Raw genomic sequence first — 24,744 nt, 5'->3', positions numbered from 1 at the left:
TGTCCGGGGCAGCCACGAGGGGCGCGGGCCGGGGGCCGCGTGCGACGATGGCAGGGCTGGTGGGAACGATCTCCGGGCGGGTCTCTGGCCATGGTGAACGACGAAGGGCGGCGCCAGGGGGAGCCGCGGCGGGATGCCCTGCTGGTGCCGATCGCCACGGCGCTGATCGAGGCCGACGGCCGGATCCTGCACTGGAGCTCCGACGCGGAGGCGCTGCTCGGTTACCGTGCGGACGAGGCGGTGGGGCAGAAGGCGGCGAAGCTGCTGACCTCGGACGAGACGCGGCCCGAGGTGCTGGAGCTGTTCGGGCAGATCCTGGAGGGCCTGGAGTGGTCCGGGGTGTTCCCGGTGCGGCACCGCGACGGGCACCTGGTGAACCTGGAGTTCCGCACCCACCCGATCCGGGGGCCCGGTGGGGCGCCGCTGGTACTGGCCGTCGCGTCCGAGGTGACGACGCTGCACCGGATCCAGGCGGATCTGGCCGTGCTGGACGGGTTCTTCTCCCAGTCCCCGGTCGGCATGGCGGTGTACGACACCGAGCTGCGCTTCGTGCGGCTGAACGAGGCACTGGCCCGGGCGAACGGGCTGCCCGCCGACGACCACCTGGGCCACCGGCTCACCGAACTGATGCCGGGGATCAACAGCGCCGAGGCCGAGGCGGTGATGCGGCAGGTGCTGGCGGGCGGTGAGCCGGTGGTGGACCTCCGCACGCACGGGCGTACCCCGGAGGATCCGCAGCACGAGCACGCGTGGTCCGCGTCCTACTTCCGGCTGGCGGACCGGGCCGGGCGGGTGCTCGGGGTCAGCGCGACCGTCATCGACAGGACCGCGCGTTACCGCGCCGAGGCCCGGGCGGCCCGCGCGCAGGAGCGGCTCGCCCTGCTGGTCGACGCGACCGCCTCGATCGGCACCACCCTCGACCTGCGGCAGACCGCCCGGGAGCTGGCCGACGCGATGGTTCCCAGGCTCGCCGACGTCAGCGGGGTGTTCGCGCTGGAGGCGCTGGTGGCGGGCGGCAACGTCGAACCACCTGGCCCGGAGGCCCCGCAGCTGGTGCGCCGCCTGGCGCTGGCCACCACCGACCCGCTGTACCCGGCCGAGGCGCTGCCGGTGGACGCGGTGTACGAGCTGCCGGCGGACTCCCCGTACGGCCGGGCGCTGACCACCGGGCGCACGGTGGTGGTGCCGTCCTGGGAGCTGACGCCGCTGAGCGAGGCCATCAACGAGAGCCGCCGCCAGGCGTTCTCGGGCGACCGGCCGCGTCCGGTGCGGATCACGCCGCTGGTGGCGCGCGGCACGACGCTCGGCATGGTGGTGTACTCGCGGCGCGGCGACCGGGAGTCCTTCGCGGCGGCCGACATCACCCTGGGCGACGAGCTGGCCTCGCGGGCCGCCGTCGCGATCGACAATGCCCGGCTGTACCTGCGCCAGCACCAGACGGTACTGGCCCGCCAGCAGGCGCTGCGCGAGGCGAAGGCGGCGCAGGAGCGGCTCGCGCTGGTCAACGCGGCCTCCACCCGGATCGGCACCACGCTCGAAATCGGCCGGACCGCGCAGGAGTTGGCCGAGGTGGCGACGCCCCGGCTGGCCGACACGGTGGTGGTGGAGGTCTTGGAGGAACTGGTCCGGGGCGAGCGGGAGGCCCGTGCCGCGCCGGACGGTTCGGCGCTGCTGCGGCGGATCGCCTTCCACTCGGTGCGCGGCTCCACCCTGGCGCCGATCGACCGGCTGGACGGGGTGCACCGCTTCCTGCCCAGTTCGCCGTACGCATGGAGCCTGGCGCACCGCAAGCCGGTCCTGGTGCCGCGGATGGACGAGGAGGGCCTGGCCTGGTTCGCCGACGACCCGGTGCGCACCGCCGCCGTCCGGGAGCAGAACGTGCTCTCGTTCATGGTGGTCCCGCTGATCGCGCGGGGCAGCGCGGTCGGGGTGGCGGGCTTCTACCGGACCATGGTGGAGCGCCCGTACGAGGACGAGGACCTCGCACTGGCCGGGGAGTTGGCGGTACGGGCGGCCGTGTCGATCGACAACGCGTTGCTGTTCACCCGGGAGCGCGACGCGGCCGCCGCCCGGCAGCGGGCGCTGGACGAGGCCTGGGCCGCCCAGCAGCGGCTGGGCCTGCTGAACGAGGCCAGCAACCGGATCGGCACCACGCTCGATCTGCACCGCACCGCCCAGGAGTTGGTGGAGGTGGTGATCCCGCGCTTCGCCGACTTCGTCACCGTGGACCTGCGTGAGGCGGTGCTCAGCGGCGAGGAGGCCGGGCCGATGCCCCGGGACGGGTCGGTGCTGATGCGGGCGGTGGCGGTCGGCGAGGTGGCCCAGGACGGCACCATGACGGAGGCCGCCGACCAGGTCGGCGAGACCTCGCAGTCCGCCGAGGTGTACGCACAGAGCCTGCGCACCCGGCGCTCGACCCTGATCTCCGAGGTGACCGAGGAGGAGCTGCGCCGGATCGTCGCCTCGCCCGACCGGGTACAACCGGGGCTGGACGCCGGGATCCACTCGTACCTGATGGTGCCGCTGGTGGCGCGCGGACTCGTGCTGGGCGGCGCGGAGTTCGTCCGCACCCGCAACCCGGTGCCGTTCGGCCCGGCGGACCGTTCACTGGCCGAGGAGCTGGCCGCCCGGACGGCGCTGGCGATCGACAACGGGCGGCTCTACCGCCGTGAGCGGGACACCGCGCTCACACTCCAACGCAGCCTGCTGCCACAGGAGATCCACCGTACGCTCGGCTTGGAGCTGGCCTACCGCTACCTGCCCAGCAGCGTGGTGAGCGAGGTCGGCGGCGACTGGTTCGACGTGGTGCCGCTCTCCGCCGGCCGGGTCGCGCTGATCGTCGGCGACGTGATGGGCCACGGCATCCGGGCCGCCGCCACCATGGGCCAACTCCGGACCGTGGCCCGGACGTTGATCACCCTCGAACTGGACCCGGCACGGGTGCTGTACCGGTTGGACGAGGCCACCACCGCGCTCGGCGAGGGGCAGTTCGCCACCTGCGTGTGCGCGGTGTACGACCCGGTGGACCGCCGCTGCACCGCGGCCTGCGCCGGGCACCTGCCGCCCGTGGTCGCCGACACCGAGGGCAACGCCGACCTGGTCGACCTGCCGCCCGGCGCGCCGCTCGGGGTCGGTGGAGTCCCGTTCGAGAGCGTGGAGTTCACCCTCCCCGAGGAGGGCATCCTGACCCTCTACACCGACGGTCTGATCGAGCGCCGGGGCCGCGACCTGGACGAGGGCCTGACCCTGCTGCGCCGTACCGTCGCGGACCGGCGCCGCACGCTGGAGCAGACCTGCGACGCCGTCCTGGCCCGGCTCACCGGCCGCACCTCCGAGGACGACATCGCGGTCATCATGGCGCAGGTCCGCCCGCAGGGCGCGGACCGGATCGCCATCCTGCCGCTCACCGGCGACCGCGCGATGGTCGCCCACTCGCGCCGCTTCACCCGCGAGACGCTGGCCGACTGGGGGCTCACCGCGCTCGCGGACTGGGCCGAGCTGCTCACCAGCGAGCTGATCACCAATGCCCTGGTGCACGCCGGATCCCCCACCCAACTGAGGCTGTTCTGCAACCGGGTGCTCACCGTGGAGGTCGCCGACCGGGGGAGCGAGGCGCCCCGGATCCGCCGCGCCCACACCGAGGACGAGGGCGGGCGCGGCATCCACCTGGTCAACGAGCTGGCGCACCGCTGGGGCACCCGCCGGACCAGGGACGGCAAGGTGGTCTGGTTCGAGCTGGAGCTGCCGCCTGGCTTCTCGACCGATTAGACCTGCATGGACAACGGACGGTTGTCGGGATGCCTGCGCGGTTGTTGGCCGCCACCGCCGCCGCCGGGCTTTGCTGGTGTCACGGCGGGAGAGCCCCGACCGAACGCGCCAGAGGAGCCCGCCATGCAGCAGCCCGACGCCCGCACCGTCGTCACCGACTACGTCACCCTCCTCGCGGCAGGTGAACTCGACGCCGCCATCGCCCTGTTCGCCGAGGACGCGACCTGGACCTACCCGGGCGGCCTCGCCCTGTCCCGCACCTGGCACGGCAAGCAGGAGATCTTCGGCGAGTTCCTCGGCCAGGTCGGCGCCCTGTTCGCCGCCGACGGCCTGCCGACCATCACCCTCACCCACGTCCTCGCCGACGGCCCGCAGGCGGTGGCCGAGTGGACCACCGTCGGGAAGGCCGCCGACGGCGCCGCGTACGAGAACCACTGCCTGGGCGTGTTCACCGTGGAGAACGGGCTGATCACCGCCGTCCGCGAGTACCTGGACACCCACCACGTGGCGCAGACCCTGCTGGCCTGAGCGGCGCCCCGGAATCGGCACCGTGATCGCCTCGCCCGCCCGCCCGCCCGCCGGGGAATCATCGTTCCCCCCGCCCTGGGCGACCACCGTGCGGGGCCGGCGGACACCCACGGGGGCTCGCGGCCTACGCCGCCACCGGCCGACCCCGGTCAGTCCGGCAGCAGCAGGTTGACGTCCCCGAACTCGTGCCACAGGTAGCGATGTCGGACGGCCTCGCGATAGCAGGCCGCCAGCAGCGGACGGCCCGCGACGGCGGCCAGCATCAGCAGGTGCGAGGCGCGGGGCTCGTGCCAGCCGGTGAGCAGGCCGTCGACGGCGCGCACGCCGCGCTCCGGGGTGATCACCAACTCCGTCCAGCCGTCGGCCTCCTGGAGCGTGCCGTCGGGCTCGGCGGCCGACTCCAGGGCGCGGACCACGCTGGTGCCGACGGCGATCACCCGGCCGCCCTCGGCCCGGACGTGGCCGGCCAGCCGGGCGGTGGCCGCCGGGACGTGGAAGCGCTCGGCGTACGGGGCCTCGTGCGCCTCCGGCGAGGCCACCCCGGTGTGCAGGGTGACCGGGGCGACCAGCACGCCCCGGCCGGCCAGCCGGGCCACCACCTCGGGGCTGAACGGGCGGGCCGCGCTGGGCATTTCACTGCTGCCGGGGACGGCCGCGAAGACCGTCTGGTAGGCCTCGATCGGCCGGTCGCGGTCCGTGTAGCCGTACCGGATCGCCCGGCCGTGCAGCTCCAGGTAGCGCAACAGCTCTTCGGGCAGGTCGAGTTCGGCGTACCAGAGGCGGGCGGTGAACGACTCGGTCAGCTCGGCCGTGCCGCCGTCCGGCAGACCGATTCGCAGGCCCGGGCGGGCCGGGGACCGTTCCGGCGGGTAGTACGCCGCCGCCTGTCCGGGCACCACCTCGCGCAACTCCACCAGATAGCCGCCGCGTTGGTCCGGCTGGGCGGAGGAGAGGTGCAGCGCGACCGGCGCGCCGTCGGGCAGCCGGCCCGGCAGGGCGGCCGGGAGGGTCGCCGAGTTGTTGACCACCAGCAGGTCGCCGGGCCGCAGCACCTCGGGCAGTTCGGTGAAGCGACGGTGCTCGATGTCGCCGGAGGCACGCCGGCCGACCAGCATCCGTACGCCGTCCCGGGCCCCGCCGCGGGCCTCCGCCGGTGCGCGGGCGGAGAGTTCGGGCGGAACGGCGAGGCTGAGGCCGAGACCGGTCAGGGCCGTCATCGCCCACCCCGGTCGGCGGCGGCCGCCACCAGGTCTTCGGCACGGTAGCGGCCGGAGGGGGTGCGGTCGCGCAGCAGGCCGAGCAGAACGGGTGCGACCTGCTCGGGCAGGGGCTCGCCGGAGATGTCCTCGCCGGGGCTCGCCTCCCGCAGCATCCGGGTGCGCATGCTGCCCGGGTCGACCGCCCAGACGCTCAACTCCGGCTCCTCCCTGGCGAGTACGGCGGTGGCCAGGTCGAGCGCGGCCTTGCTGGCGCCGTAGCCTCCCCAGCCGAGGTAGGGCACCACGGCGGCGTCCGAGCTGACGTTGAGGACGGCACCGGAGCGGGCGCGCAGCTGGGGCAGGACGAGTTGGGTGAGCGCGATCGGGGCGAGCGCGTTGACCTCGAAGGTCTCCAGCAGGTCCGGCAGCGGGAAATCGGCCAGCCGGGGCAGCGGCTCGGCGCCGGGGGCGGGGGCGCCGTTGAGCGTGCCGGCGTTGTTGACCAGGAGGCTCGCGCCACCGAGTCCTTCGGCGGCCTCGGCCAGGCGGGCGCGGTGGTCGTCGTCGACGATCGAGCCGGACAGGGCCACCACCTCGGTGACGGCGGCCAGGGCCGCTTCGGCCTCGGCGAGTTCGGCAGCGCCCCGGGCGGTGATCACCAGCTGCCAGCCCTCGGCGGCGAGGGCGTGCGCGAGCGCCAGGCCGAGTCCTCGGGAGGCGCCGGTGACCAGGGCGACGGGGGCGGGGACGGTGTGCGGTGCTGCGTTCATGGGGCAACGATCCCGCCGCCGGGGCGATCGGCGGATCGGTCGCCCGGCTTGGGACCTGGTCATGCGTTCGTCCTAGACCGACGGGCCGTCCTAGGACCGGGCCTCCCAGCCCTGGGGGCCGGTCCGGGCGGCGAGGGTGCGGCGGCGGTGTCAGCCCACCCGGCGTGGCCCCGCGGTGGCCGTGAGCAGCCGGGCGGCGGACCGGCGCGCGGCGGCCGGGGCGACCGCTTGCTGGGGGAACCGGACGCTGCCGCCGCTGATCAGCCCGGATGAATTACCGGCGGTCCCGCACCTCCACCGGTGTGTGCGGCCGACCGATCGGGTACGGGTGGTCAGTCCATTCCATCCGCCTTCCCAGCCGGCCCGCACGGCCCAGACCTGGAGGTCCGCATGTCCACCGACTCCAGCGCACGGAACTGCCCGTTCGACTTCGCCGAAGCCCTTGAGTTCGACCCGACGCTCCGGCAGCTCATGACCGACGCACCGGCCAGCCGCATCCGCCTCCCCTACGGCGAGGGGGAGGCCTGGCTCGTCACGGGGTACGACGACGTGCGCACCGTGACCACTGACCGGCGTTTCAGTCGCCACGCCGTCGTCGGCCGGGACTTCCCGCGCATGACTCCCGAGCCGATCGTCCAGGCCGAGGCGATCAACGTCATGGACCCGCCCGCCAGCGCCCGCCTGCGCAGCCTGGTGTCCAAGGGCTTCACACCCGACCACATCGAGCGGATGAGGGACCGCACCCAGCACGTGGTGAACGAGCTGCTGGACCGCATGCAGGACCAGGGTCCCCCGGCCGACCTCATGGAGCACCTGGCCCACCCGCTCCCGCTGATCACGATCTGCGAGGTCCTGGAGATCCCCGAGGCCGACAGCGCACAGCTGCGCGCCAACGCCCGGACGATGATGAACATGGACCTGGACAACAAGCCGGACGCGGTACGGGCCAAGGCCGACCTGCGGGCGTACTTCGCCGAACTGACGGCCGAACGGCGCAGGAACCCCGGTGACGACCTGATCAGCGCGCTGGCCACGGCCCGCGACGGGGACGAGGTCCTCGACGAGCGGGAACTCACCGTGATGGCCATGGTGCTGCTGATCACCGGCCAGGACACCACGACGTACGAACTCGGCAACCTCTCGTACACCATCCTCACCCGGCCGGACGTACGCGCCACCCTGAGCGAGCGGCCCGAGATGCTCCCCCAGGTGATCCAGGAGATGCTGCGCTTCATCCCGTTCCGCAAGGGCGTCGGCATCCCCCGGGTGGCCCTTGAGGACGTGGAGCTGAGCGGGGTCACGATCCCGGCGGGGGACATCGTGCACGTCTCCTACCTGACCGCCAACCGGGACGGCCGCAGGTTCGAGCGGCCCGACGAGCTGGACCTGGAGCGGACCACCCCCTCCCACATGACCTTCGGCTGGGGCGCGCACCACTGCCTCGGCGCACCGCTGGCCATCACCGAACTCGAAGTCGCCTTCGGGACCCTGCTGGAGCGCTTCCCCAGGATCGCGCTGGCGAAGCCGGCCGCGGAGCTGGCGTGGAACACCTCGTCGATCTGGCGCTATCCGCTCGGGCTGCCGGTCACCTGGTGACGGTGCTCCCCCACGCTCAGGCGCCCGCCTGCCGCCGGCTCGCTTCCGGCATCGCCGCGCACGTCGGCCCGCGCACCTTGGAGTGTGCGGGCCGACGTGCGTGCTGGACCCACCTTCCGTAGATTGGGCTGACGTGGCCCGAACCAACTCGCGGCCGGCACAACCGCCCGCACAGCGAGCATCAGAACCTCGCTCTGCCGGCTCGCCTGCCGCGCCGTTGGGCCCCGCCCGGTGAGTCCCGCCGCCGCGCCGGCTCCACGCGTCCGGCTCGCAACGGCTGCCGTCGAGTACCGAATTCCCCGCCTCGCCAAGGTCGCACCGGGAACTCCGCCCGTCAGGAGGAAGTCCCATGGCCGTTCTGTGTAAGCCGGCGATAGCCGTGCCGGAGCACATCATCACCAACGAGGAAACCCTCGAACTGGCGCGCAGGCTCCACCGCGACCATCCCCAGCTCGATCTGGCGTTGCGCCTCATCAAGAACACCGGGGTGCAGAAGCGGCATCTGATCCAACCCATCGACGTGGTGCTGAAGCACCCGGGGTTGGACGAGCGGAGCGCCGTCTTCGAGACGGAGTCCAAGGCCCGCGTCCCGGCGGTGGTGGTCGAGGCCCTCGCAACGGCCCAAGTGGAGCCGTCACAGATCGACCTGATCGTCTACGTGTCGTGCACCGGCTTCATGATGCCGTCGCTCACGGCGTGGCTGATCAACAAGCTGGGCTTCCGACCGGAGACCCGGCAGCTGCCGATCGCCCAACTGGGCTGTGCGGCCGGCGGCGCGGCGGTGAACCGGGCCCATGACTTCTGTTCGGCCTACCCGGGCGCCAACGTGCTGATCGTGGCCTGCGAGTTCTGCTCGCTGTGCTACCAGCCCACCGACCTGGGCGTGGGCTCGCTGCTGTCCAACGGCCTGTTCGGCGACGGGATCGCCGCCGCCGTGGTCCGGGGCGAGGGCGGCACCGGGATCCGGTTGGAGCGCAACGGCTCGTACCTCATCCCGAACACCGAGGAGTGGATCTCCTACGCGGTACGCCCCACCGGGTTCCACTTCCAGCTGGACAGGCGGGTGCCGGGGACGATGGAGCCCCTCAGCCCTGCCCTGCGTGCGGTGGCGGAGCAGCACCAGTGGGACGTGGGCACGCTGGACTTCTACATCGTCCACGCCGGCGGTCCGCGGATCCTGGACGACCTGAGCCGCTTCCTGGGGGTGCCGCCCGAGGCGTTCCGCTTCAGCCGGGCCACCCTCACCCAGTACGGCAACATCGCGAGTGCGGTCGTGCTCGACGCCCTGGCCCGGATGTTCGACGAGAAGTCGGCTCTCAACGGCCACCAAGGGCTGCTGGCCGGGTTCGGCCCGGGCATCACCGCCGAGATGTCCCTGGGCACCTGGGCGGCGTCCGGCTCCTGACCGAGAGGTCGAGCCGCTCCCCCATCCGATCCTTCGTCCGGCCGCCGGCACACCCCGGCGGCCGGTCCAGACGGGAGCCGTCACCCGCGCGCCGCCGTGGCCACCACGCGGGGACCGGCTCCCGTACTCGCCCCGGGCTCTGGAGGTACCTGTGAAAACCGAGGACGCAACCCCCGGGAACCCTGTTCCCCCCGCTGTAGCGCGACGACCACTGCTGACGGCGGCCGGGCTGATGCCAGTAATCGTCGGCCTGGCGGGGGATGCGACGACGGGGACGGCAGCGGCCCGTGATCCCGGCGGCACGAGGCCGGTCGCAGCCCATGATCACGGCGGCATGGGGCCCGCCCCCATCCCGGTGAGCACCCGCGAGGAGGACTGGGGCGACGTCGCGCACACCCTCGGCCGCCCGGGCAACCTCATCCGCAGGACCTACCACCACACGCCCTTCCCGCGGCACGACCTGCGCGTGGTCAGCCGCGGCGTCAACATCACCCCCGGGCTCGCGCTGGGCTCGCACGCCTCCTTCGCGCGGTACGACGACGGCAGCATCCTGATGATGGGCGATCTGGTGGTGACCGCGGACGAACTGCCGGCGTTCACCGACGCCCTCCGGGCTCAGGGGATCGCCCTGACCGCCATCCACAAACACCTCCCGGCGCAGTCGCCGGACGTCTGGTGGACCCATGTCTGCGCACACGGGAAGGACGGCAGGGCACTGGCCCGCGGGCTGCGGACCGCGCTCGACCGCACCGGCACTCCAGCACCGCGCCCGCCCAGACCGCCGCGGCCCCTCGATCTGGACACCGCCGGCATCGACGCCGCGCTGGGGGCCAGGGGCAACAGCGGCGAGGACGTCCATGCGTGCGTCTTCGTGCGCCGCGAGACCCTCGTCGACGAGGGGCACGTCCTGCCACCCGGCCTGGGCGCGACCTCGGCCTTCAACTTCCAGCCGCTCGGCGGGGGACGGGCCGCGCTCAGCGGCGACCTCGCCATGGTCGCCGGCGAGGTCCAGGAGGTGATCGGGATACTGCGGCAGGGCGGCATCGAACTCGTCGAACTCCACAACCACGGTCTGACGGACGAACCGCGCCTCTTCTTCACCCACATCTGGGCCCAGGGCAATGCCCTGGAGTTGGCCAGAACGGTCCGCCGCGCGGTCGCCGCCACCAATGTCGTACCGGCCACCACCTGAATGACCGGAGATACCCGGCCTTCCCCCGTCGTGCCCGACGAGTGTCGGGCACGACGGGCGCGCCCGCACGCCCGCAGCCCGCACCAGGTGCTCGCCCCCGCACGAAGTGGCCGCCGGACGTCCCGGAATGCCGGCCACCCCGGGATGCCGGGGTCACGGGCGGATGCGGTCGCGATGCAGAGCGCGCGAACCCCGCTGATACTGAGCCAGCGGGGCGGTTACCAAGCGCGGCGCGAGCCGCACGGTCAGCCACCGCCAGGCCCGCGCACCGTCTTGTGCGCGACAGCCTCTGGGCGGGGCGGCCGGCGACCACGGCCGGCGAACCATCTGCCCGGCGGCATACCGACCGCCGGGTCCCGGACAGAGAGACCGAGGATGCTGAACCGACGAGACCTCCTCAGGGCCGCCACCATAGGCGGCCCAGTGGCCCTCTTCCCATGGGGCCTCACACCAAGCCTGGCCCACAGCGCGCCAGCCGCACTGCCGGTCGCCAAGACCGGCTCGGAGACCAGGCGGCGGGCCGCCCGGATCGTCCCCTTCGCACACGCCATGCCGGTGCCCCCGGTGCTGAGTCCGGCGTCGCGGACGGATTCCTCGGACCTGTACAAGCTGCGGATGGCCGAGACCGAGGTGGAGATCGTCAAGGGGCTGAAGACCACCGTCCGGGCGTACGGCGGCTGCTTCCCAGGTCCGACCATCCGGGCGGTCAAGGGCCGGGAGGTGGTGATCCAGCAGACCAACGACCTGGACCTGCACACCTCCGTCCACCTGCACGGCGGCCATGTCCCGTCGCGGTACGACGGCCTGCCGATGGACCTCGTCGAGCCCGGCGAGACCCGCGAGTACCGCTACCCCAACGAACAGGTGGCCGCCTCACTCTGGTACCACGACCACGCGCACCAGCTGGAGGCCGAGAACGTCTACCGCGGCCTGGCCGGCGCCTACCTGCTCAGCGACCCGCACGAGAGCAGCCTGCCGCTGCCGAGCGGCGAGTTCGACATCCCGCTACTGATCCGGGACGCCCGGATCGAGACGGACGGCAGGCTGGTCTACACCGACCCCTACGAGTGCCCGCACATGCTGGTCAACGGCAAGGAGCGGCCCTACTTCGAGGTGGCGGCGCGCAAGTACCGGCTGCGGGTCTTCAACGTCTCGCCCAACCGCCACATATCGCTGCGCTTCGCCGACGGCGAGCCGTTCACCCAGATAGCCTCCGACGGCGGACTGCTCGCCGCGCCGGTGAAGCTGGACGAGCTGACCCTGGCCGGCGCGGAACGCGCGGAGATCGTGGTCGACTTCGCCCGCTTCCCGGTCGGCGAATCGGTGGTGCTGGAGAACACGGCCGCGCTGGAGACCGAGCGGTCCGAGGTGCTGCGCTTCGACATCACCCGGACGGCCGAGGACCGTAGCCGGATACCGGACGTCCTGGCCACCCTGCCGCCGATCCCGGAGGCGACGGTGCACCGGGAGTTCTGGCTGACGACCTTCCCGGACACCAGGATCAACGGGCGCAAGTACGACTCGGACCGGACCGACGTGCGGACCCCCCTCGGCACCAGCGAGATCTGGACGATCCACAACCACCTCACCCAGAAGCCTGCCGGGGTCTTCCACGCCCCCCACTCCTTCCACACCCATCTGGTGCGGTTCCGCGTGCTGGACCGCGACGGGGTGCCGGTCGGCCCGGCCGAGGCCGGGCTGAAGGACACCGTCCCGATCTATCCGGGCCAGAGCGTCCGGATCGCCATGACCTGGGGCGACTATCCGGGCGAGTACGTCTACCACTGCCACCACATGGTGCACTCCTCGCACGGCCAGATGGGCCGGATCGACGTGCTGCCCAAGGGATCGGAAGGCAGCGGCAAGGGATCGGAAGGCAGCGGCAAGGAGTCGGACGAGTCCTCCGCCGACTCGTCCTCCTCCTCGGAAGCCTCGATGTCCGGAGCCCGCCGGTCCGGATCGTCGGCGTCCGGAACCGGTCGGCGGCAACGGCGGCGGCACCATCGGCACCACCACAGGCACCACGTCGCCGCCCGGTCCTGACCTGTCGGGGATCCTGGCGTTCGACCGTCCGTGATCACGGTGGTGAGCCAGTCTCGCGGGTACCGGGGGCCCGCGAGACCCCCAGGAGTGCGGGGCGGTGGGCAGCGCCGCGTTCACGCCCCCGCGATCGCGCCGCGGGGGCGTGCGGCGGATCGGCCACCGGGCCGGGCCCGGTCGTCAGCCGAACCTAAGACCTGTCCGAGGACGCGCCGAGGGCCCAGCCCTCGGGGTCGGTCCAGGCGGCCAGGGTGCGGCGGCTCTCGAAGCGGCGCGCGCGGCCGGTCAGCGGGTCGGTGAACTCGACGACGGAGGAGAGGAGTTGGAGCGGTCGGCGGAAGTCGTCCGGGGCCGGTTCGGGCAGCACCACCGGGTAGACCGGGTCGCCGAGGATCGGCACGCCGAGCCCGCACATGTGCAGTCGCAGCTGGTGGGTGCGTCCGCTGAGCGGGCGGAGGCGGTAGCGGGCGAGGCCGTCGCGGCGGTCGAGCAGGTCGATCTCGCTCTCGCTGTTCGGCGGGGCGTCGACCTCGCGGGCGGCGATCACGCCCCGTTCCTTGACGATGTGGCTGCGGACGGTGCGCGGCAGGCTCAGCGCCGGGTCGTAGGGGGCGACGGCCTGGTACTCCTTGCGGACCAGCCGGTCGCGGAAGAGCGTCTGGTAGGCGCCCCGGTCCTCCGGCCGGACCACGAACATGGCCAGGCCGGCGGTGAGCCGGTCGAGCCGGTGGGCGGGGCTGAGCGCGGGCAGGTCGAGGGTGTGCCGCAGCCGGGAGAGCGCCGTCTCGACGACGTGCCGGCCGCGCGGGGTGGTGGCCAGGAAGTGCGGCTTGTCGACGACGACCAGGTGCTCGTCCCGGTGCAGCACCTCCAGCTCGAACGGGACGCGGACCTCGTCCGGCAGGTCCCGGTAGAACCACAGGTGCGCGCCGGGCCGGAACGGTGCGTCGGGCGCGACCGGCCCGTCCTCGCCGACGATCTCCCGCCCGTGCAACGCCGTGTCGATCCGCTCGGCAGCCACGGTGGGCAGCCGCTCGACCAGGTGGGCGCGAACGGTCGGCCAGGGACCCTCGGCCGGGAGCCGCAGGTGCACCGGATCCACGCCGTTGCGCTGCGGGAGGGGGGAGGCCGGGCGGCGGCTCTTGCGTCTCATCTCGCGGCCCAGCCTAGTCGGGTACGCCCGGCCCTCCTCGTCCGAGGTGCCGTCTGCGGGGGGCGCGGAGCAGAGTGGACCGTAGGCCCGCTCTGCCGCTCAGCCCTGGAGGACGTGTGACCGCCGACGACGGCCCGGCCGGGGTGCCGCCGCTGCACCTGCCGCGGCGCACCCGGTTGCTGCTGTACGGCTCCTTCGCGCTGCTGATCGGCGCCATCGTCGCCGACCTGGTAACCGGTCCCGGCACGACGCTCTCCCCCGTCCTCGCGGTGGCGCCGGTGCTGGCCGGAGCGACCACCCGGACGGCCCGGGTGCCGCTGATCGCCGGGGCGATCGCCATCCTCGCGGTCGGGCTGCTGGAGACCACCAACACCGAGCTGCCGACCGAGGTGCACGTCACCGCGCTGATCACGGTGCTCGCCGCGACCTTGGCCAGCGCCGCCAACGTCGTCCTGGTGGCGGCCCGGGAACGGGAGCTGTTCCGGGTCCGGACGGTGGCCGAGGCGGCGCAGCGGGCCCTGCTGCGCCCTCCGCCGGAGCGGATCGGGCGGCTGCGGGTGGCCGTGCGGTACGTCGCGGCGGCGGCCGAGGCGCGGATCGGCGGGGACGTGTACGCCGTCGTCGAGACCCGCTCCGGCGTGCGGATCCTGCTCGGCGACGTGCAGGGGCACGGGCTGCCGGCGGTGGAGACGGCGGCGGACGTGCTGGGCGTGTTCCGGGAGGCGGCGCGGACCGATCCCGACCTCACCCGACTGGCGGAGCGGCTGGACGCGGCGCTCACCGCGCGGTCGGAGGACGGGCGGTTCGCCACCGCGCTGCTGCTGGACGTGGCGCCGGACCAGGGGCCGGTGACGATCGTGAACTGCGGCCATCCGCACCCGCTGCTGCGCCGCGCGGGCAGGGTGAGCGAGCTGGAGCCGCCGTTCCCGGCGCCGCCGCTGGGCCTGCTCGGACTGACCGGCGGCGGCTACCCGGCGGGCCGCTTCGAGCCGCGGCCCGGCGACCTGCTGCTCCTGCACACTGACGGCGTGTCCGAGGCCCGGAACGCCGAGGGCCGGTTCTACCCGCTGGCGGAACGTCTGCCCGACCTGCCCGCGGGGAACCCGGCGGACCTGCTGGACGACCTGCTCGCGGACGTCGACGGCTGGGTCGGGGACGCCGGGCTGGCCGACGACGCGGCGGTGCTGGCGCTGCGCTGGGAGTACTGACGGCGACGCGGGGCCGATTGTCAGTGGCGTGTGCAAGGCTTCACGCACGGTCGGGGCGTGCCCGGCCGCAGGGTCGGGGCGTGCCCGGCCGCTCGGTCGGCGGGGTGCCGGCCGGGGAGACGACCGACGAGGGGAGCGTGCCGTGGGTGCCAAGGCGAGCGGGTCGTTCGAGCTGACCGCTTTCGAGCCGGTGGAGACGGAGGAGCGCGAGGGCGCCTCCTTCGGGCGGGTCAGCATCGCCAAGACCTTCACGGGCGGCCTGAGCGGGCGGAGCGAGGTGCGGATGCTGTCCGTCGGCGACGCCTCGGGCAGCCCGGCCTCGTACGTCGCGGTGGAGCACGTAACGGGTGAACTGGACGGGTGCAAGGGCTCGTTCGTGCTCCAGCACGCAGCCTGGGACACCACCGGGGTGACGATACGCGTGGTGCCGGGCACCGGGGCGGGCGAGCTGGCCGGGATCACCGGGGAGTTCGAGCTGGCCGTCGACGAGTCCGGCACCCACACCTACGTGCTGGCGTACGAGCTGGGCTGACGCCGGCTGCGGGGCGCGCAGCCGAAGGGCCGTCCGTCACAGGCCGGGCTGGGTCGCCTCCAGCCGCTGGATCGCGGTCCGGACCGCGGTCGTGAAGCTCCAGAACAGCGGCAGGGTGTTGGCCGCCGCTTCGGCGCGGGTGGTCCTGCCCGGGGCGAACATCGTGGCGCGCAGCTCAGGGGTCATCTCCACCTGGGCGCCCATCCCGAGCAGGCTGCGGTTGCAGATGTTCTCCGGCGAGACGCCCGCGAGCTCCTCCTCCCCGGAGGCGGTCACGGCCCGGACGCCCGCCACCGCGAACTCCTCCATCAGGTAGTGGCGGAAGGCGGGGTTCAGGCCACCGACCAGCACGGCCTGGGCGCCGGCCTCCAAGCCGGCTCGTGCGGTGGTGCAGCCGTGCAGCGAGAGCACGTTGAGGCTGCCGGCGCACATCGCGCGGGCCACGCCGTCGTCACAGTGGGTCGAGGTGACGTGCAGCGCACGGTTGTCGGAGGAGCGCAGGCCCTCGAACTTCCAGAAGTCGCACACCGGCCCGGCGGCCGGGGTCGGGGCGAGGTCGGCCGGGTGGTAACCGGCGACGGCGAGGCACAGTTCGGACGTGCCGCCCTCGATGCCGCCGCCGTGCAGGGCGATGACGGTGGTCCGGATGAACGGCGGACGGCCTTGCGGGCTCTGGTCGTCGATCAGGTGCCGGCGGTAGCGGCGGCCGTAGTCCACGCCCTCGACCAGGGACGGGTCGGCGTAGAGGGCCGTGTTGGAGGGGTAGAGGTCGGCGGCGTTCGCGGGGGTGCTCCCCAGCGTGGCGCCGATGGCGTCGATGGCGCTGAGGGCCGGGGCCGCGGCGAGCGCGGACAGCAGGCTACGACGGTTGATCACGGTCGGGACCATGGCAGGAGGTGGCGGATAGGTGGAGTCACGGCAAGTTCACAGCGAAGTCATGTCCAACTCGACGTCGTTCCAGGGTGGGGGCGGCCTGATCGTGTGACGCCACTTCGACGGGCGCGTGTTCGCGCCCACCGGACACTCTCCACGCTGCCACGATGATGCGATCGGTGCACGACCGGCCTCGGAGGGTGGCACATGACCCGCACAGCGACGACCCGTACGGTGACGGCTCGCAGGCCGGTCACGGTCGAGGAGGTGGTCGGCCGGCTGCGGGAGATCGCGGCAGAGCTGCCCCCGGCAGACGGGGTGGCGGTCTTCAACCGGGCCTACCTCACAGTGACGGAGGCGGTGCGCGACCGCCTCGCCGGCGGGTACTTCGCCGACCCTCCGGCGATGGCCGAGCTGGACGTGGTGTTCGCCGGGCGGTACCTGCTGGCCGTGGCCGCCGACGCGGCCGGGCAGGAGCCGCCCGCCTGCTGGCGGCCGCTGTTCACGCTGCGCGCCCACCCGGGCGTGCACCCGCTGCAGTTCGCGTTGGCCGGGATGAACGCCCACATCCAGCACGACCTGCCGCTGGCCGTGGTCGACCTCTGCCTGCGCCGTGGCTGCGAGCCGGCCGGAGTCGAGGCGGACTACCACCGGATCAACGGGGTGCTGGCCGAGGTGGAGACGGCCGTGCGCGAGCAGCTGATGCCCGGGCCCGACCTGCTGGAGCACGCCGAGCCACTCACCCACCTGCTCGGTACCTGGTCGGTCGAGGCCGCCCGCGAGGGGGCCTGGGCGGCCGTGCAGGCACTGTGGGAGCTGCGCCGGCTGCCGGGCGCCGCCCGGGCCTTCGCGGCCGAGCTGGACGGCTCGGTGGGGCTGCTCGGCCGTGCCCTACTGATCCCGCTCGGACCGCACCACGGCCGGGGCGGACAAGGCGGCGAGGGCCAAGGCCACCACGGGCACGACGGGCCCGACAGCCGCAACGGGCCCGACGGGCGTGACGGGCACGGCCAGCGGCAGGACACGCCCGAAACGGCCGCGGCCGCCCGGTTCCCCGAGACGAGGAACCGGACGGCCGACGGTACGGACGCGGGCGGGCAGGCCCGGACTGGACACACCCAGCCCGGCCGGCCCCGGCCCGATCAGGCCCAGCTGGAGTGCAGCGGCTTGCCCTCGGCGTAGCCGGCCGCGCTCTGGATGCCCACGATCGCCTTCTCGTGGAACTCCTCCAGGGTGTTGGCGCCCGCGTAGGTGCAGGAGCTGCGCACGCCGGCCACGATCGAGTCGATCAGGTCCTCGACGCCCGGGCGGGCCGGGTCGAGGAACATCCGGGAGTGCGAGATGCCCTCCTCGAACAGCGCCTTGCGGGCCCGGTCGTAGGTGGAGTCCTGGGCGGTGCGGTTGCTGACCGCACGAGCCGAGGCCATGCCGAAGCTCTCCTTGTACTGGCGGCCGTCGGCGGCGGTCTGCAGGTCGCCCGGGGACTCGTAGGTGCCGGCGAACCAGGAGCCGATCATCACGTTGGAGGCACCGGCGGCCAGCGCCATGGCGACGTCGCGCGGGTGGCGCACGCCGCCGTCGGCCCAGACGTGCTTGCCGAGCCGGCGGGCCTCGGCGGCGCATTCCAGGACGGCGGAGAACTGCGGGCGGCCGACACCGGTCATCATCCGGGTGGTGCACATGGCGCCCGGGCCGACGCCGACCTTGAGGATGTCGGCGCCCGCCTCGACCAGGTCGCGGACACCGGCGGCGGAGACCACGTTGCCGGCCACGATCGGGATCTGCGGGTCCAGGCCGCGCACCGCGCGCAGCGCGCTGATCATGCTCTCCTGGTGGCCGTGCGCGGTGTCGACCACCAGCACGTCGGCCCCGGCCTCGATCAGCGCCTTGGCCTTGCCCGCGACGTCGCCGTTGATGCCGACGGTGGCGGCGATCCGCAGCTTGCCGTTCGCGTCCACGGCCGGGGTGTACAGGGTGGCGCGCAGCGCGCCCTTGCGGGTGAGGATGCCGACCAGGCGGCCCTCGGCGTCGACCACCGGGGCGAGCTTGCGGTGCGCCTCGGAGAGCTTGTCGAAGGCGTCTCGCGGGTCGATGCCCTCGTCCAGCAGCAGCAGCTCGCGGGACATGACGTCGGCGAGGCTGGTGAAGCGGTCCACGCCCTGGCAGTCGGACTCGGTGACGACGCCGACCGGCTTGCCGTCCTCGACCACCACGAGGGCGCCGTGCGCGCGCTTGGGCAGCAGGGAGAGCGCCTCGGCGACGGTGGCGCCGGGGGCGAGGGTGATCGGGGTGTCGACCACCAGGTGGCGCTGCTTGACCCAGGAGATGACCTCGGCGATGACCTCGGTCGGGATGTCCTGCGGGATGGCGACCAGGCCGCCGCGGCGGGCGACGGTCTCGGCCATCCGGCGGCCGGCGATGGCGGTCATGTTGGCGACGACCAGCGGGATGGTGGTGCCGGTGCCGTCGTTCGAGGAGAGGTCGACGCCCTGCCGGGAGCCCACGGCGGAACGGCTGGGGACCATGAAGACGTCGTCGTACGTCAGGTCGTACGAGGGCTTGAGGTCGTTCAGGAAACGCATGAATGGGCTCTCTGGCTGGGAGAAATTACACCTCGGGTGCGGTTGCGGCGATGCCGCCGGGGCGCACTCGGGCGCCCGGCACCCAGCATTCGATTCTCCGGCAGTGCGGAGGCAAAAGCCAGTTCGAGGCACATTGCTGGTGCTGTACACAAACCATGATCAATGCTCCGCGCGTAGACATGGACGATCCTCCAAGCCCCGGCCCCCACGTCGGCTTTTCGCCCCGGCGTGGACCGCTCCCGTAGCATTCACGCGGTAACGGCGAGGCGAGTGGGAAAGCGGCAGCGGGCGTGAGCATCGAGCAGAAGGACGTCGAGCGACACGACGTCGGGCATGACCAGGTCGACGGCACCGAGGAGGAGATCGACTTCGGTCCCGGCCTCGACCCCGAGCGGCTGCGGCTCTGCCTGGAGGTGCTCGCGGAGCTGGACGAGCTGCACGTCGACCACCCGGACGCGATCACCGTCCGCAAGGCCGTCGGCGGCATATTCCGGACGCTCAAGCAGCGCCGCCGCCAGGAGACCCGGGCCCGCAAGACCGCCAACGACCGCGAGGTCACCGCCCGGACGGCCACCGGCGCGCCCACCCGGATCGACGACGAGACGGCCGGCGCCTTCGGCCTGACCACCGTCACCACCACCGAGATCGCCGGCATCCTGGAACGGCCGCGCTCCTGCTACACCTGCAAGACCCGGTACGTCGAGGTCGACGCCTTCTACCACAACCTGTGCCAGAAGTGCGCGGTCCTCAACCGGTCCCGCCGGGACGCCCGGGCCGACCTGACCGGCAAGCGGGCGCTGCTGACCGGCGGCCGGGCCAAGATCGGGATGTACATCGCGCTGATGCTGCTGCGCGACGGCGCCCACACCACCATCACCACCCGCTTCCCCAACGACGCGATCCGCCGCTTCAAGGCGATGCCGGACAGCGCCGAGTGGATCCACCGACTCAAGATCGTCGGCATCGACCTGCGTGACCCGGCCCAGGTGATGGCGCTGGCCGACGAGGTCGCCGCCGACGGCCCGCTGGACATCCTGATCAACAACGCCGCGCAGACCGTCCGCCGCCCGCCGGAGTCCTACCGCGAGCTGGTCAACGCCGAGTCCGCCCCGCTGCCGGCCGGTGAGCTGCCGCAGGCCACCACCATCGGCCGCTTCAACAGCGGCGGCGTCGACCTGCCCGCACTCCCCCACCAGGCGAGCGGCGGCGAGCAGCGGCTGGCCGCCGAGGACGTCACCTCGCTCGCCCTGGTCACCGGCTCCGCCACGCCCGCCCGGATCGAGGCCGGAACGGCGATCGACGCCGGCGGCCTGGTGCCCGACCTCGCGCCCACCAACAGCTGGGTGCAGACCGTCAGCGAGGTCGGCCCGGTCGAGCTGCTGGAGGTCCAGCTCTGCAACTCCACCGCGCCGTTCATCCTGATCAGCCGGCTGCGCCCGGCGATGGCCGCGTCCGCGTCCCGCCGCAAGTACGTGGTCAACGTCTCCGCGATGGAGGGCGTGTTCCAGCGCGGCTACAAGGGCGCCGGCCACCCGCACACCAACATGGCCAAGGCCGCGCTCAACATGCTCACCCGCACCAGCGCGGAGGAGATGTTCCAGAGCGACGGCATCCTGATGACCGCCGTCGACACCGGCTGGATCACCGACGAGCGGCCGCACCCGGACAAGATGCGCCTCGCCGACGAGGGCTTCCACGCCCCGCTCGACCTGGTCGACGGCGCGGCCCGGGTGTACGACCCGATCGTGCGCGGCGAGGCGGGCGAGGACCTGTACGGCTGCTTCCTCAAGGACTACGAGCGCGGCAACTGGTAATCAGCTGAAGGAGATGGCGAGTTGAGCACCGTACCGACCGCACCGCTGCTCGGCGCCGGGGTCATCGTGCCCACCGGGGACGGCCGGGTGCTGATCGGCCGCCGCACCACGGCCGGCGAACCGCCCACCTGGAGCCTGCCCGGCGGCAAGGTCGACCTCGGCGAGTCCTTCGAGCAGACCGCGGCCCGCGAACTCGCCGAGGAGACCGGCATCGTGCTGCCCGCGGCGCAGATGCGGGTGCTCGCCGTGCACCTGGACCACGAGCTCGGCCGGCCCCGGCTGACCGCCGCCGTGCTGGCGCCGCCGAGCCTGGCCGAGGCGGTGGTCACCGAGCCGCACGCGTGCGCCGGTTGGGAGCGCTTCGCGGTGGACGAGCTGCCGGAGCCGATGTTCTACCCGTCCGCGCTGGTGCTCGGCAGCTGGCTGCCCGGGCTGGACGACATCCGGCGGGACCGGACACACGGCTACACCGTCGCCCGCCGATGACACGGCCGCCCCGTCGCCCACTCGTAGCAGGCGACGGGGCAGTCAACTCACCGACCTCGCTCAGCCGTTGCGGGCCGCCTCCGGCCCGGTGATCCGCTTGAGCAGCGGCAGCGTCGAGCCGATGATCCCGAGCGAGGCGAGCAGCCCGAAGCCGGTCAGTCCGTAGTACGCCAGGCCCGGGGAGACCAGGCTGTAGTCCATCTGCGCCTTGAGGAACATCGCCGCCGCGGCGAAGCCCGTCCCGATCGCGAGCGCCGACACCACCAGCAGCGGCAGCGCGCTCTCCAGTCCGACCACCCCGCGCAGCAGCCGCAGCGGTGCCCCGGTGAGGCGCAGCATCGCGAACGGCCGTCGGCGGTCGGACAGTCCGGCCACCACGCTCACCGCGAGGCTGCACCCGGCGATCGGCAGGGTGGTCAACAGCACGACGTTCGCCAACTGCCGCCAGCCCTGGAGCTTCTTCTGCCCCTCGGAGGACCAGTCCTCGGCCAACCGCGGCTCGTAGTTCGGGAACTCCTTCATGAACAGGGTCCGCAGCTGCTCCTTGGCTTCTTCGGAGCCGTCGGTGGTCGCGTAGAGCATCCGTACCGGGAGTCCGGCCACGTCTGCGGCGGGGATCGGTGCGGTCGGCCACTCGTGCTGGGAGGCGTCCATCAGGTCGAGGAGCTGGAAGGGATCGACCGCCGCGACGGCGGCTCCGGGCGCGCAGTGGCCGACCACGGGGATCTGCGCGAGCTCCGAGCAGTTCACCAGGCTCGGCACCATCCGCCGCTCGCCCAGCTGGTACGCGCCGATCCCGGCCGGGTTGTCGTGCACCAGCGCGATCCCCCGGAACCCGGGGACGGCCCGGGCCTGCGCCAGCACGCGATCGGGCACGGAGGGCAGCGTGGCCGCGTCCTCCTTGTTGCCGAACGGGACGTCCACGATCGCCTTGCGCACCTCGGGGGCGCCGTTCAGCATGCCCTGGTTGGCGTTGATGGTGCTCATGATGGCCAGGGTCCCGGTGGTCACGAACAGCGCCAGCACCAGACCGGCGACCGAGCGGAAGCCCGCCCGGGGGTCGTCCGACAGGCGGCGCATCGCGATCAGCGAGGCCGGCCGACTGGTGCGCCGGGCCACCGCCTGGGCGGTCGCCATGGTGAGCCACGGACCGGCGATGACCAGCCCCAGCATCACCAGCACGAAGCCGGTCAGGTACGCCAGCGACTGCCCGTTGGTGGTCGCCGGGCGGCCGCCGACGAAGTAGCCGAGCTCCGCGAGGCCGGCCACCAGCGGGGTGAGCCGCCAGGCGCTCGGCGGCTTCGGGGTGATCCGGCGGGAGACCCCGAGCGGCGAGACGGTGACCCGGCGCAGCGCGAACCGGGCGGCCAGCGCCGCCGTCACCGGCACGCCCAGCACCACCGCGGCCGCCTGCGGCAGGCTCAGGCTGAGGTCCTGGGGGAAGAAGCGGTCGCCGGTGAACGGCACATCGGCGACCAGGGGCTTCAGCGCGAAGTACAGTCCGAAGCCGACGGCGGTACCGATCACCGCTGCCACCGTGGACTCCACCGCCGACATCACCGACACCTGACCCGGCGTCGCACCCACCAGGCGCATCGCGGCGTAGCGCTGCTCGCGAGTGGCGGCGGACAGCCGGGTCGCAGTACCGATGAAGATCAGCACCGGGAAGATCAGTGCCCCGGCCACCACCGTGAGCACCAGCAGCATCCTGTCGCCGTGCACGCCGGCGCCGTAGCAGTCCTGCTCGCAGTCGGCGGGCAGTGCGGTGGCGATGCTGGTCACCGCGGTGGGTCGCGGCAGCGCCTTGACCTGGTCCACCGTACGGCCGATGACCAGCGCCAGGGTGTCCGGGGAGGGCAGCGCGTCCTCACCGAGGGTGCCGACCTGCCGCCCCGGGAAGCGGTCGCCCAGTTCGACGGCCGGGGTCTCCCGCAGCAGCTTCTCCAGCGCGGGCGAGGCGTAGTACTCGCCGGGCGCGGGGAACCGGGTCAGGCCGGGCGGCAGCGGTGAGGTGGGCCCGGTCGGGGCGAGGTCGGCCCGGAAGACGGTCTTGCCCCGGTAGTAGTCCACCCGGGCACCCCACCAGAGCGGGTCCGCCGAGGTGGCCGCGGTCGCGCCCTTGACCCCCGTGTTCATCCAGACCTGCCGCTGGTTGGCGCGGTCGATCGCGTTGACGCTGGAGAGGGTGGACAGCAGCAGTCCGACGCCGATCGCGACCGCCGCCGCGATCATCAGCAGCCGGGCCACCGCCTCCCGGCCGCCGCTGACGGCCAGTCGGAGCGAGAACGGGATCACGGGGCCACCGACCCGGCGGAGAGCGTGCGGGCCCGGCCGTCGCGGACGATCGCCTCGCGGTCGGCGTAGGCGGCGACCCGGGGCTCGTGGGTGACCAGGATGACGGTGGTGCCCTGCTCCTTGGCCGCGGTGACCATCAGCTCCATCACCTGCTCGCCGGTCAGCGAGTCCAGCGCACCGGTCGGCTCGTCGGCGAACAGCACCTGCGGACGGGCCACCAGGCCTCGGGCCAGCGCCACGCGTTGCGCCTGACCACCCGACAGTTCACCGGAGCGGCGCGTCTCCATGCCGTCCAGGCCGAGCCGGGCGAACCAGGGCCGGGCCTGGGCCAGCGCCGCGGGCCGGCGCACGCCGTTCAGCAACAGCGGCAGGGCCACGTTCTCCTCGGCCGTCAACTCCGGCACCAGCTGGCCGAACTGGAAGACGAAGCCGAACGTGTCCCGGCGCAGGGCGCTGCGCTGGGCCTCCGACATGCGGTCCAGGCGCTGCCCGTTGAACAGCACCTCACCCGCGTCGGGCACCAGGATGCCGGCCAGGCAGTGCAGTAGCGTCGACTTGCCCGAGCCGCTGGGGCCCATGATGGCGAGCACCTCGCCGGCCTGGACGGCCAGGCTCGCCCCGCGCAGCGCGGGCGTCTCGCCGAAGGCGAGGGCGATGTCGCGGGCTTCGATGACCGTGGTCATGCGCGCACCTCCGCGGCGAGGGCGTCGAGGCGGGCGACGGTGAGGTCGATCCAGCGCAGGTCGGCTTCCAGGTGGAACAGGCCGTGGTCGGCGAGCAGGGCGTCCACCAGGGCGCCGGCGCGGCGCAGTTCGGTGAGCTCGCGCATCCGGCGCAGGTGGGCGGCACGCTGGGTGTCCAGGTACTGCTCGGCGTCGCGGCCCAGCATCAGGGCCAGCACCACCTTGGTGAACAGCACGGACTGCAGGTTGGGTTCGGGCGCGACCGGCTCCTGGAGCCAGGTCTCGAACTCGGTCGCCCCGGCGTCGGTGATGACGTAGCGCTTGCGCTCGGGCCCGTCGCCGGGCTCGGCCTCACCGGCCATCACCTTGCCGTCGCGGGCGAGTCGGCCGAGGGTCGAGTAGACCTGGCCGTACGGGAGGGGCTTGCCGCGACCGAAGAGGGCGTCGTAGTCGCGCTTGAGGTCGTAGCCGTGGCTCGGCTCCCGCTCCAGCAGCCCGAGGAGGGTCAAAGGAACACTCATGGGCGAAACCATACACCAGGGATATACACCGAGTGTATAGCTGGGAAGAATACGGCGCTGAGCTGGCGAAACGTCAACTGGCGGACAGGCGGGGACAGG

At 73.0% G+C, this 24,744-nt stretch carries 19 protein-coding genes; 11 read left to right on the top strand and 8 right to left on the bottom strand.

Features of this window, described 5'->3' with window-relative positions; all coding sequences use genetic code 11:
* Positions 1-90 precede the first annotated feature (90 nt).
* Together ACIRYZ_RS07825 and ACIRYZ_RS07820 are read left to right on the top strand one after the other, a co-directional pair.
* Positions 91-3,768, top strand: coding sequence for a SpoIIE family protein phosphatase (locus ACIRYZ_RS07825; RefSeq protein WP_402941018.1), 3,678 nt, complete (start codon positions 91-93; stop codon positions 3,766-3,768).
* A gap of 123 nt (positions 3,769-3,891) precedes the next feature.
* Positions 3,892-4,296 carry a nuclear transport factor 2 family protein gene (locus ACIRYZ_RS07820; RefSeq protein WP_402941015.1) on the top strand — a complete coding sequence of 135 codons (405 nt, stop codon included), beginning with the start codon at positions 3,892-3,894 and terminating at the stop codon, positions 4,294-4,296.
* A 149-nt stretch (positions 4,297-4,445) separates the two neighbouring features.
* On the opposite strand, the gene ACIRYZ_RS07815 is transcribed toward ACIRYZ_RS07820, so the two are convergent.
* Positions 4,446-5,513, bottom strand: coding sequence for an S-adenosylmethionine:tRNA ribosyltransferase-isomerase (locus ACIRYZ_RS07815; protein ID WP_402941012.1), 1,068 nt, complete (start codon positions 5,511-5,513; stop codon positions 4,446-4,448).
* Positions 5,510-6,265, bottom strand: a complete 756-nt coding sequence (locus ACIRYZ_RS07810; protein ID WP_402941010.1) for an SDR family NAD(P)-dependent oxidoreductase — start codon at positions 6,263-6,265, stop codon at positions 5,510-5,512. The genes ACIRYZ_RS07815 and ACIRYZ_RS07810 overlap by 4 nt, the downstream gene beginning before the upstream one ends.
* A gap of 390 nt (positions 6,266-6,655) precedes the next feature.
* On the opposite strand from ACIRYZ_RS07810, the gene ACIRYZ_RS07805 reads away from it, so the two are divergent.
* From ACIRYZ_RS07805 to ACIRYZ_RS07790, 4 genes are all read left to right on the top strand, one after another.
* Positions 6,656-7,861 carry a cytochrome P450 gene (locus tag ACIRYZ_RS07805; protein ID WP_402941008.1) on the top strand — a complete coding sequence of 402 codons (1,206 nt, stop codon included), beginning with the start codon at positions 6,656-6,658 and terminating at the stop codon, positions 7,859-7,861.
* 349 nt (positions 7,862-8,210) lie between these two features.
* Positions 8,211-9,266, top strand: a complete 1,056-nt coding sequence (locus ACIRYZ_RS07800; protein WP_402941006.1) for a type III polyketide synthase — start codon at positions 8,211-8,213, stop codon at positions 9,264-9,266.
* A gap of 334 nt (positions 9,267-9,600) precedes the next feature.
* Complete coding sequence (locus tag ACIRYZ_RS07795; RefSeq protein WP_402941003.1) at positions 9,601-10,458, top strand: DUF1259 domain-containing protein; 858 nt, start codon at positions 9,601-9,603, stop codon at positions 10,456-10,458.
* A gap of 423 nt (positions 10,459-10,881) precedes the next feature.
* Positions 10,882-12,501 carry a multicopper oxidase family protein gene (locus ACIRYZ_RS07790; protein ID WP_402941000.1) on the top strand — a complete coding sequence of 540 codons (1,620 nt, stop codon included), beginning with the start codon at positions 10,882-10,884 and terminating at the stop codon, positions 12,499-12,501.
* Positions 12,502-12,688: 187 nt separating this feature from the next.
* Here ACIRYZ_RS07790 and ACIRYZ_RS07785 read toward each other — a convergent pair whose 3' ends face one another.
* Positions 12,689-13,651: a pseudouridine synthase gene (locus ACIRYZ_RS07785; protein WP_402940997.1), complete on the bottom strand. Its 963-nt coding sequence runs from the start codon at positions 13,649-13,651 to the stop codon at positions 12,689-12,691.
* Between the two features lie 116 nt (positions 13,652-13,767).
* Here ACIRYZ_RS07785 and ACIRYZ_RS07780 point away from each other — a divergent pair, with 116 nt between their 5' ends.
* Entirely contained in the window at positions 13,768-14,859 is a 1,092-nt protein-coding gene (locus ACIRYZ_RS07780) for a PP2C family protein-serine/threonine phosphatase (RefSeq protein WP_402940994.1), read from the top strand.
* Between the two features lie 142 nt (positions 14,860-15,001).
* Positions 15,002-15,391: a DUF3224 domain-containing protein gene (locus ACIRYZ_RS07775; protein ID WP_402940991.1), complete on the top strand. Its 390-nt coding sequence runs from the start codon at positions 15,002-15,004 to the stop codon at positions 15,389-15,391.
* Between the two features lie 36 nt (positions 15,392-15,427).
* Here ACIRYZ_RS07775 and ACIRYZ_RS07770 read toward each other — a convergent pair whose 3' ends face one another.
* Positions 15,428-16,279, bottom strand: coding sequence for a poly-gamma-glutamate hydrolase family protein (locus ACIRYZ_RS07770; protein WP_402940988.1), 852 nt, complete (start codon positions 16,277-16,279; stop codon positions 15,428-15,430).
* A gap of 192 nt (positions 16,280-16,471) precedes the next feature.
* Here ACIRYZ_RS07770 and ACIRYZ_RS07765 point away from each other — a divergent pair, with 192 nt between their 5' ends.
* Complete coding sequence (locus tag ACIRYZ_RS07765) at positions 16,472-17,446, top strand: DUF5995 family protein (RefSeq protein WP_402940985.1); 975 nt, start codon at positions 16,472-16,474, stop codon at positions 17,444-17,446.
* Here the strand turns inward: ACIRYZ_RS07765 and ACIRYZ_RS07760 are convergent.
* A complete protein-coding gene (locus ACIRYZ_RS07760; RefSeq protein ID WP_402940982.1) occupies positions 17,407-18,846 on the bottom strand; it encodes a GuaB1 family IMP dehydrogenase-related protein in 1,440 nt (479 codons plus the stop codon). The two genes, ACIRYZ_RS07765 and ACIRYZ_RS07760, sit on opposite strands and share 40 nt — an antisense overlap.
* Positions 18,847-19,208: 362 nt before the next feature.
* Here ACIRYZ_RS07760 and ACIRYZ_RS07755 point away from each other — a divergent pair, with 362 nt between their 5' ends.
* On the top strand, positions 19,209-20,660 hold the full coding sequence (locus ACIRYZ_RS07755; RefSeq protein ID WP_402941442.1) for an SDR family NAD(P)-dependent oxidoreductase: 1,452 nt from the start codon (positions 19,209-19,211) through the stop codon (positions 20,658-20,660).
* A gap of 21 nt (positions 20,661-20,681) precedes the next feature.
* Positions 20,682-21,146: an NUDIX hydrolase gene (locus ACIRYZ_RS07750; protein WP_387617284.1), complete on the top strand. Its 465-nt coding sequence runs from the start codon at positions 20,682-20,684 to the stop codon at positions 21,144-21,146.
* A 60-nt stretch (positions 21,147-21,206) separates the two neighbouring features.
* Here the strand turns inward: ACIRYZ_RS07750 and ACIRYZ_RS07745 are convergent, their stop codons facing one another.
* Genes ACIRYZ_RS07745 through ACIRYZ_RS07735 form a run of 3 tightly spaced genes read right to left on the bottom strand, consistent with a single transcriptional unit; the run spans position 21,207 to position 24,645 of the window.
* Positions 21,207-23,441: an FtsX-like permease family protein gene (locus ACIRYZ_RS07745; protein ID WP_402940978.1), complete on the bottom strand. Its 2,235-nt coding sequence runs from the start codon at positions 23,439-23,441 to the stop codon at positions 21,207-21,209.
* Positions 23,438-24,124, bottom strand: a complete 687-nt coding sequence (locus ACIRYZ_RS07740) for an ABC transporter ATP-binding protein (RefSeq protein WP_402940975.1) — start codon at positions 24,122-24,124, stop codon at positions 23,438-23,440. Before ACIRYZ_RS07740 ends, ACIRYZ_RS07745 begins: the two co-directional genes overlap by 4 nt.
* On the bottom strand, positions 24,121-24,645 hold the full coding sequence (locus ACIRYZ_RS07735) for a PadR family transcriptional regulator (RefSeq protein WP_402940972.1): 525 nt from the start codon (positions 24,643-24,645) through the stop codon (positions 24,121-24,123). Before ACIRYZ_RS07735 ends, ACIRYZ_RS07740 begins: the two co-directional genes overlap by 4 nt.
* Positions 24,646-24,744 lie beyond the last annotated feature (99 nt).

Source organism: Kitasatospora sp. NPDC101155 (assembly GCF_044768305.1).
Classification (GTDB): domain Bacteria; phylum Actinomycetota; class Actinomycetes; order Streptomycetales; family Streptomycetaceae; genus Kitasatospora.
This window is presented reverse-complemented; position numbering and strand designations above follow the sequence as displayed.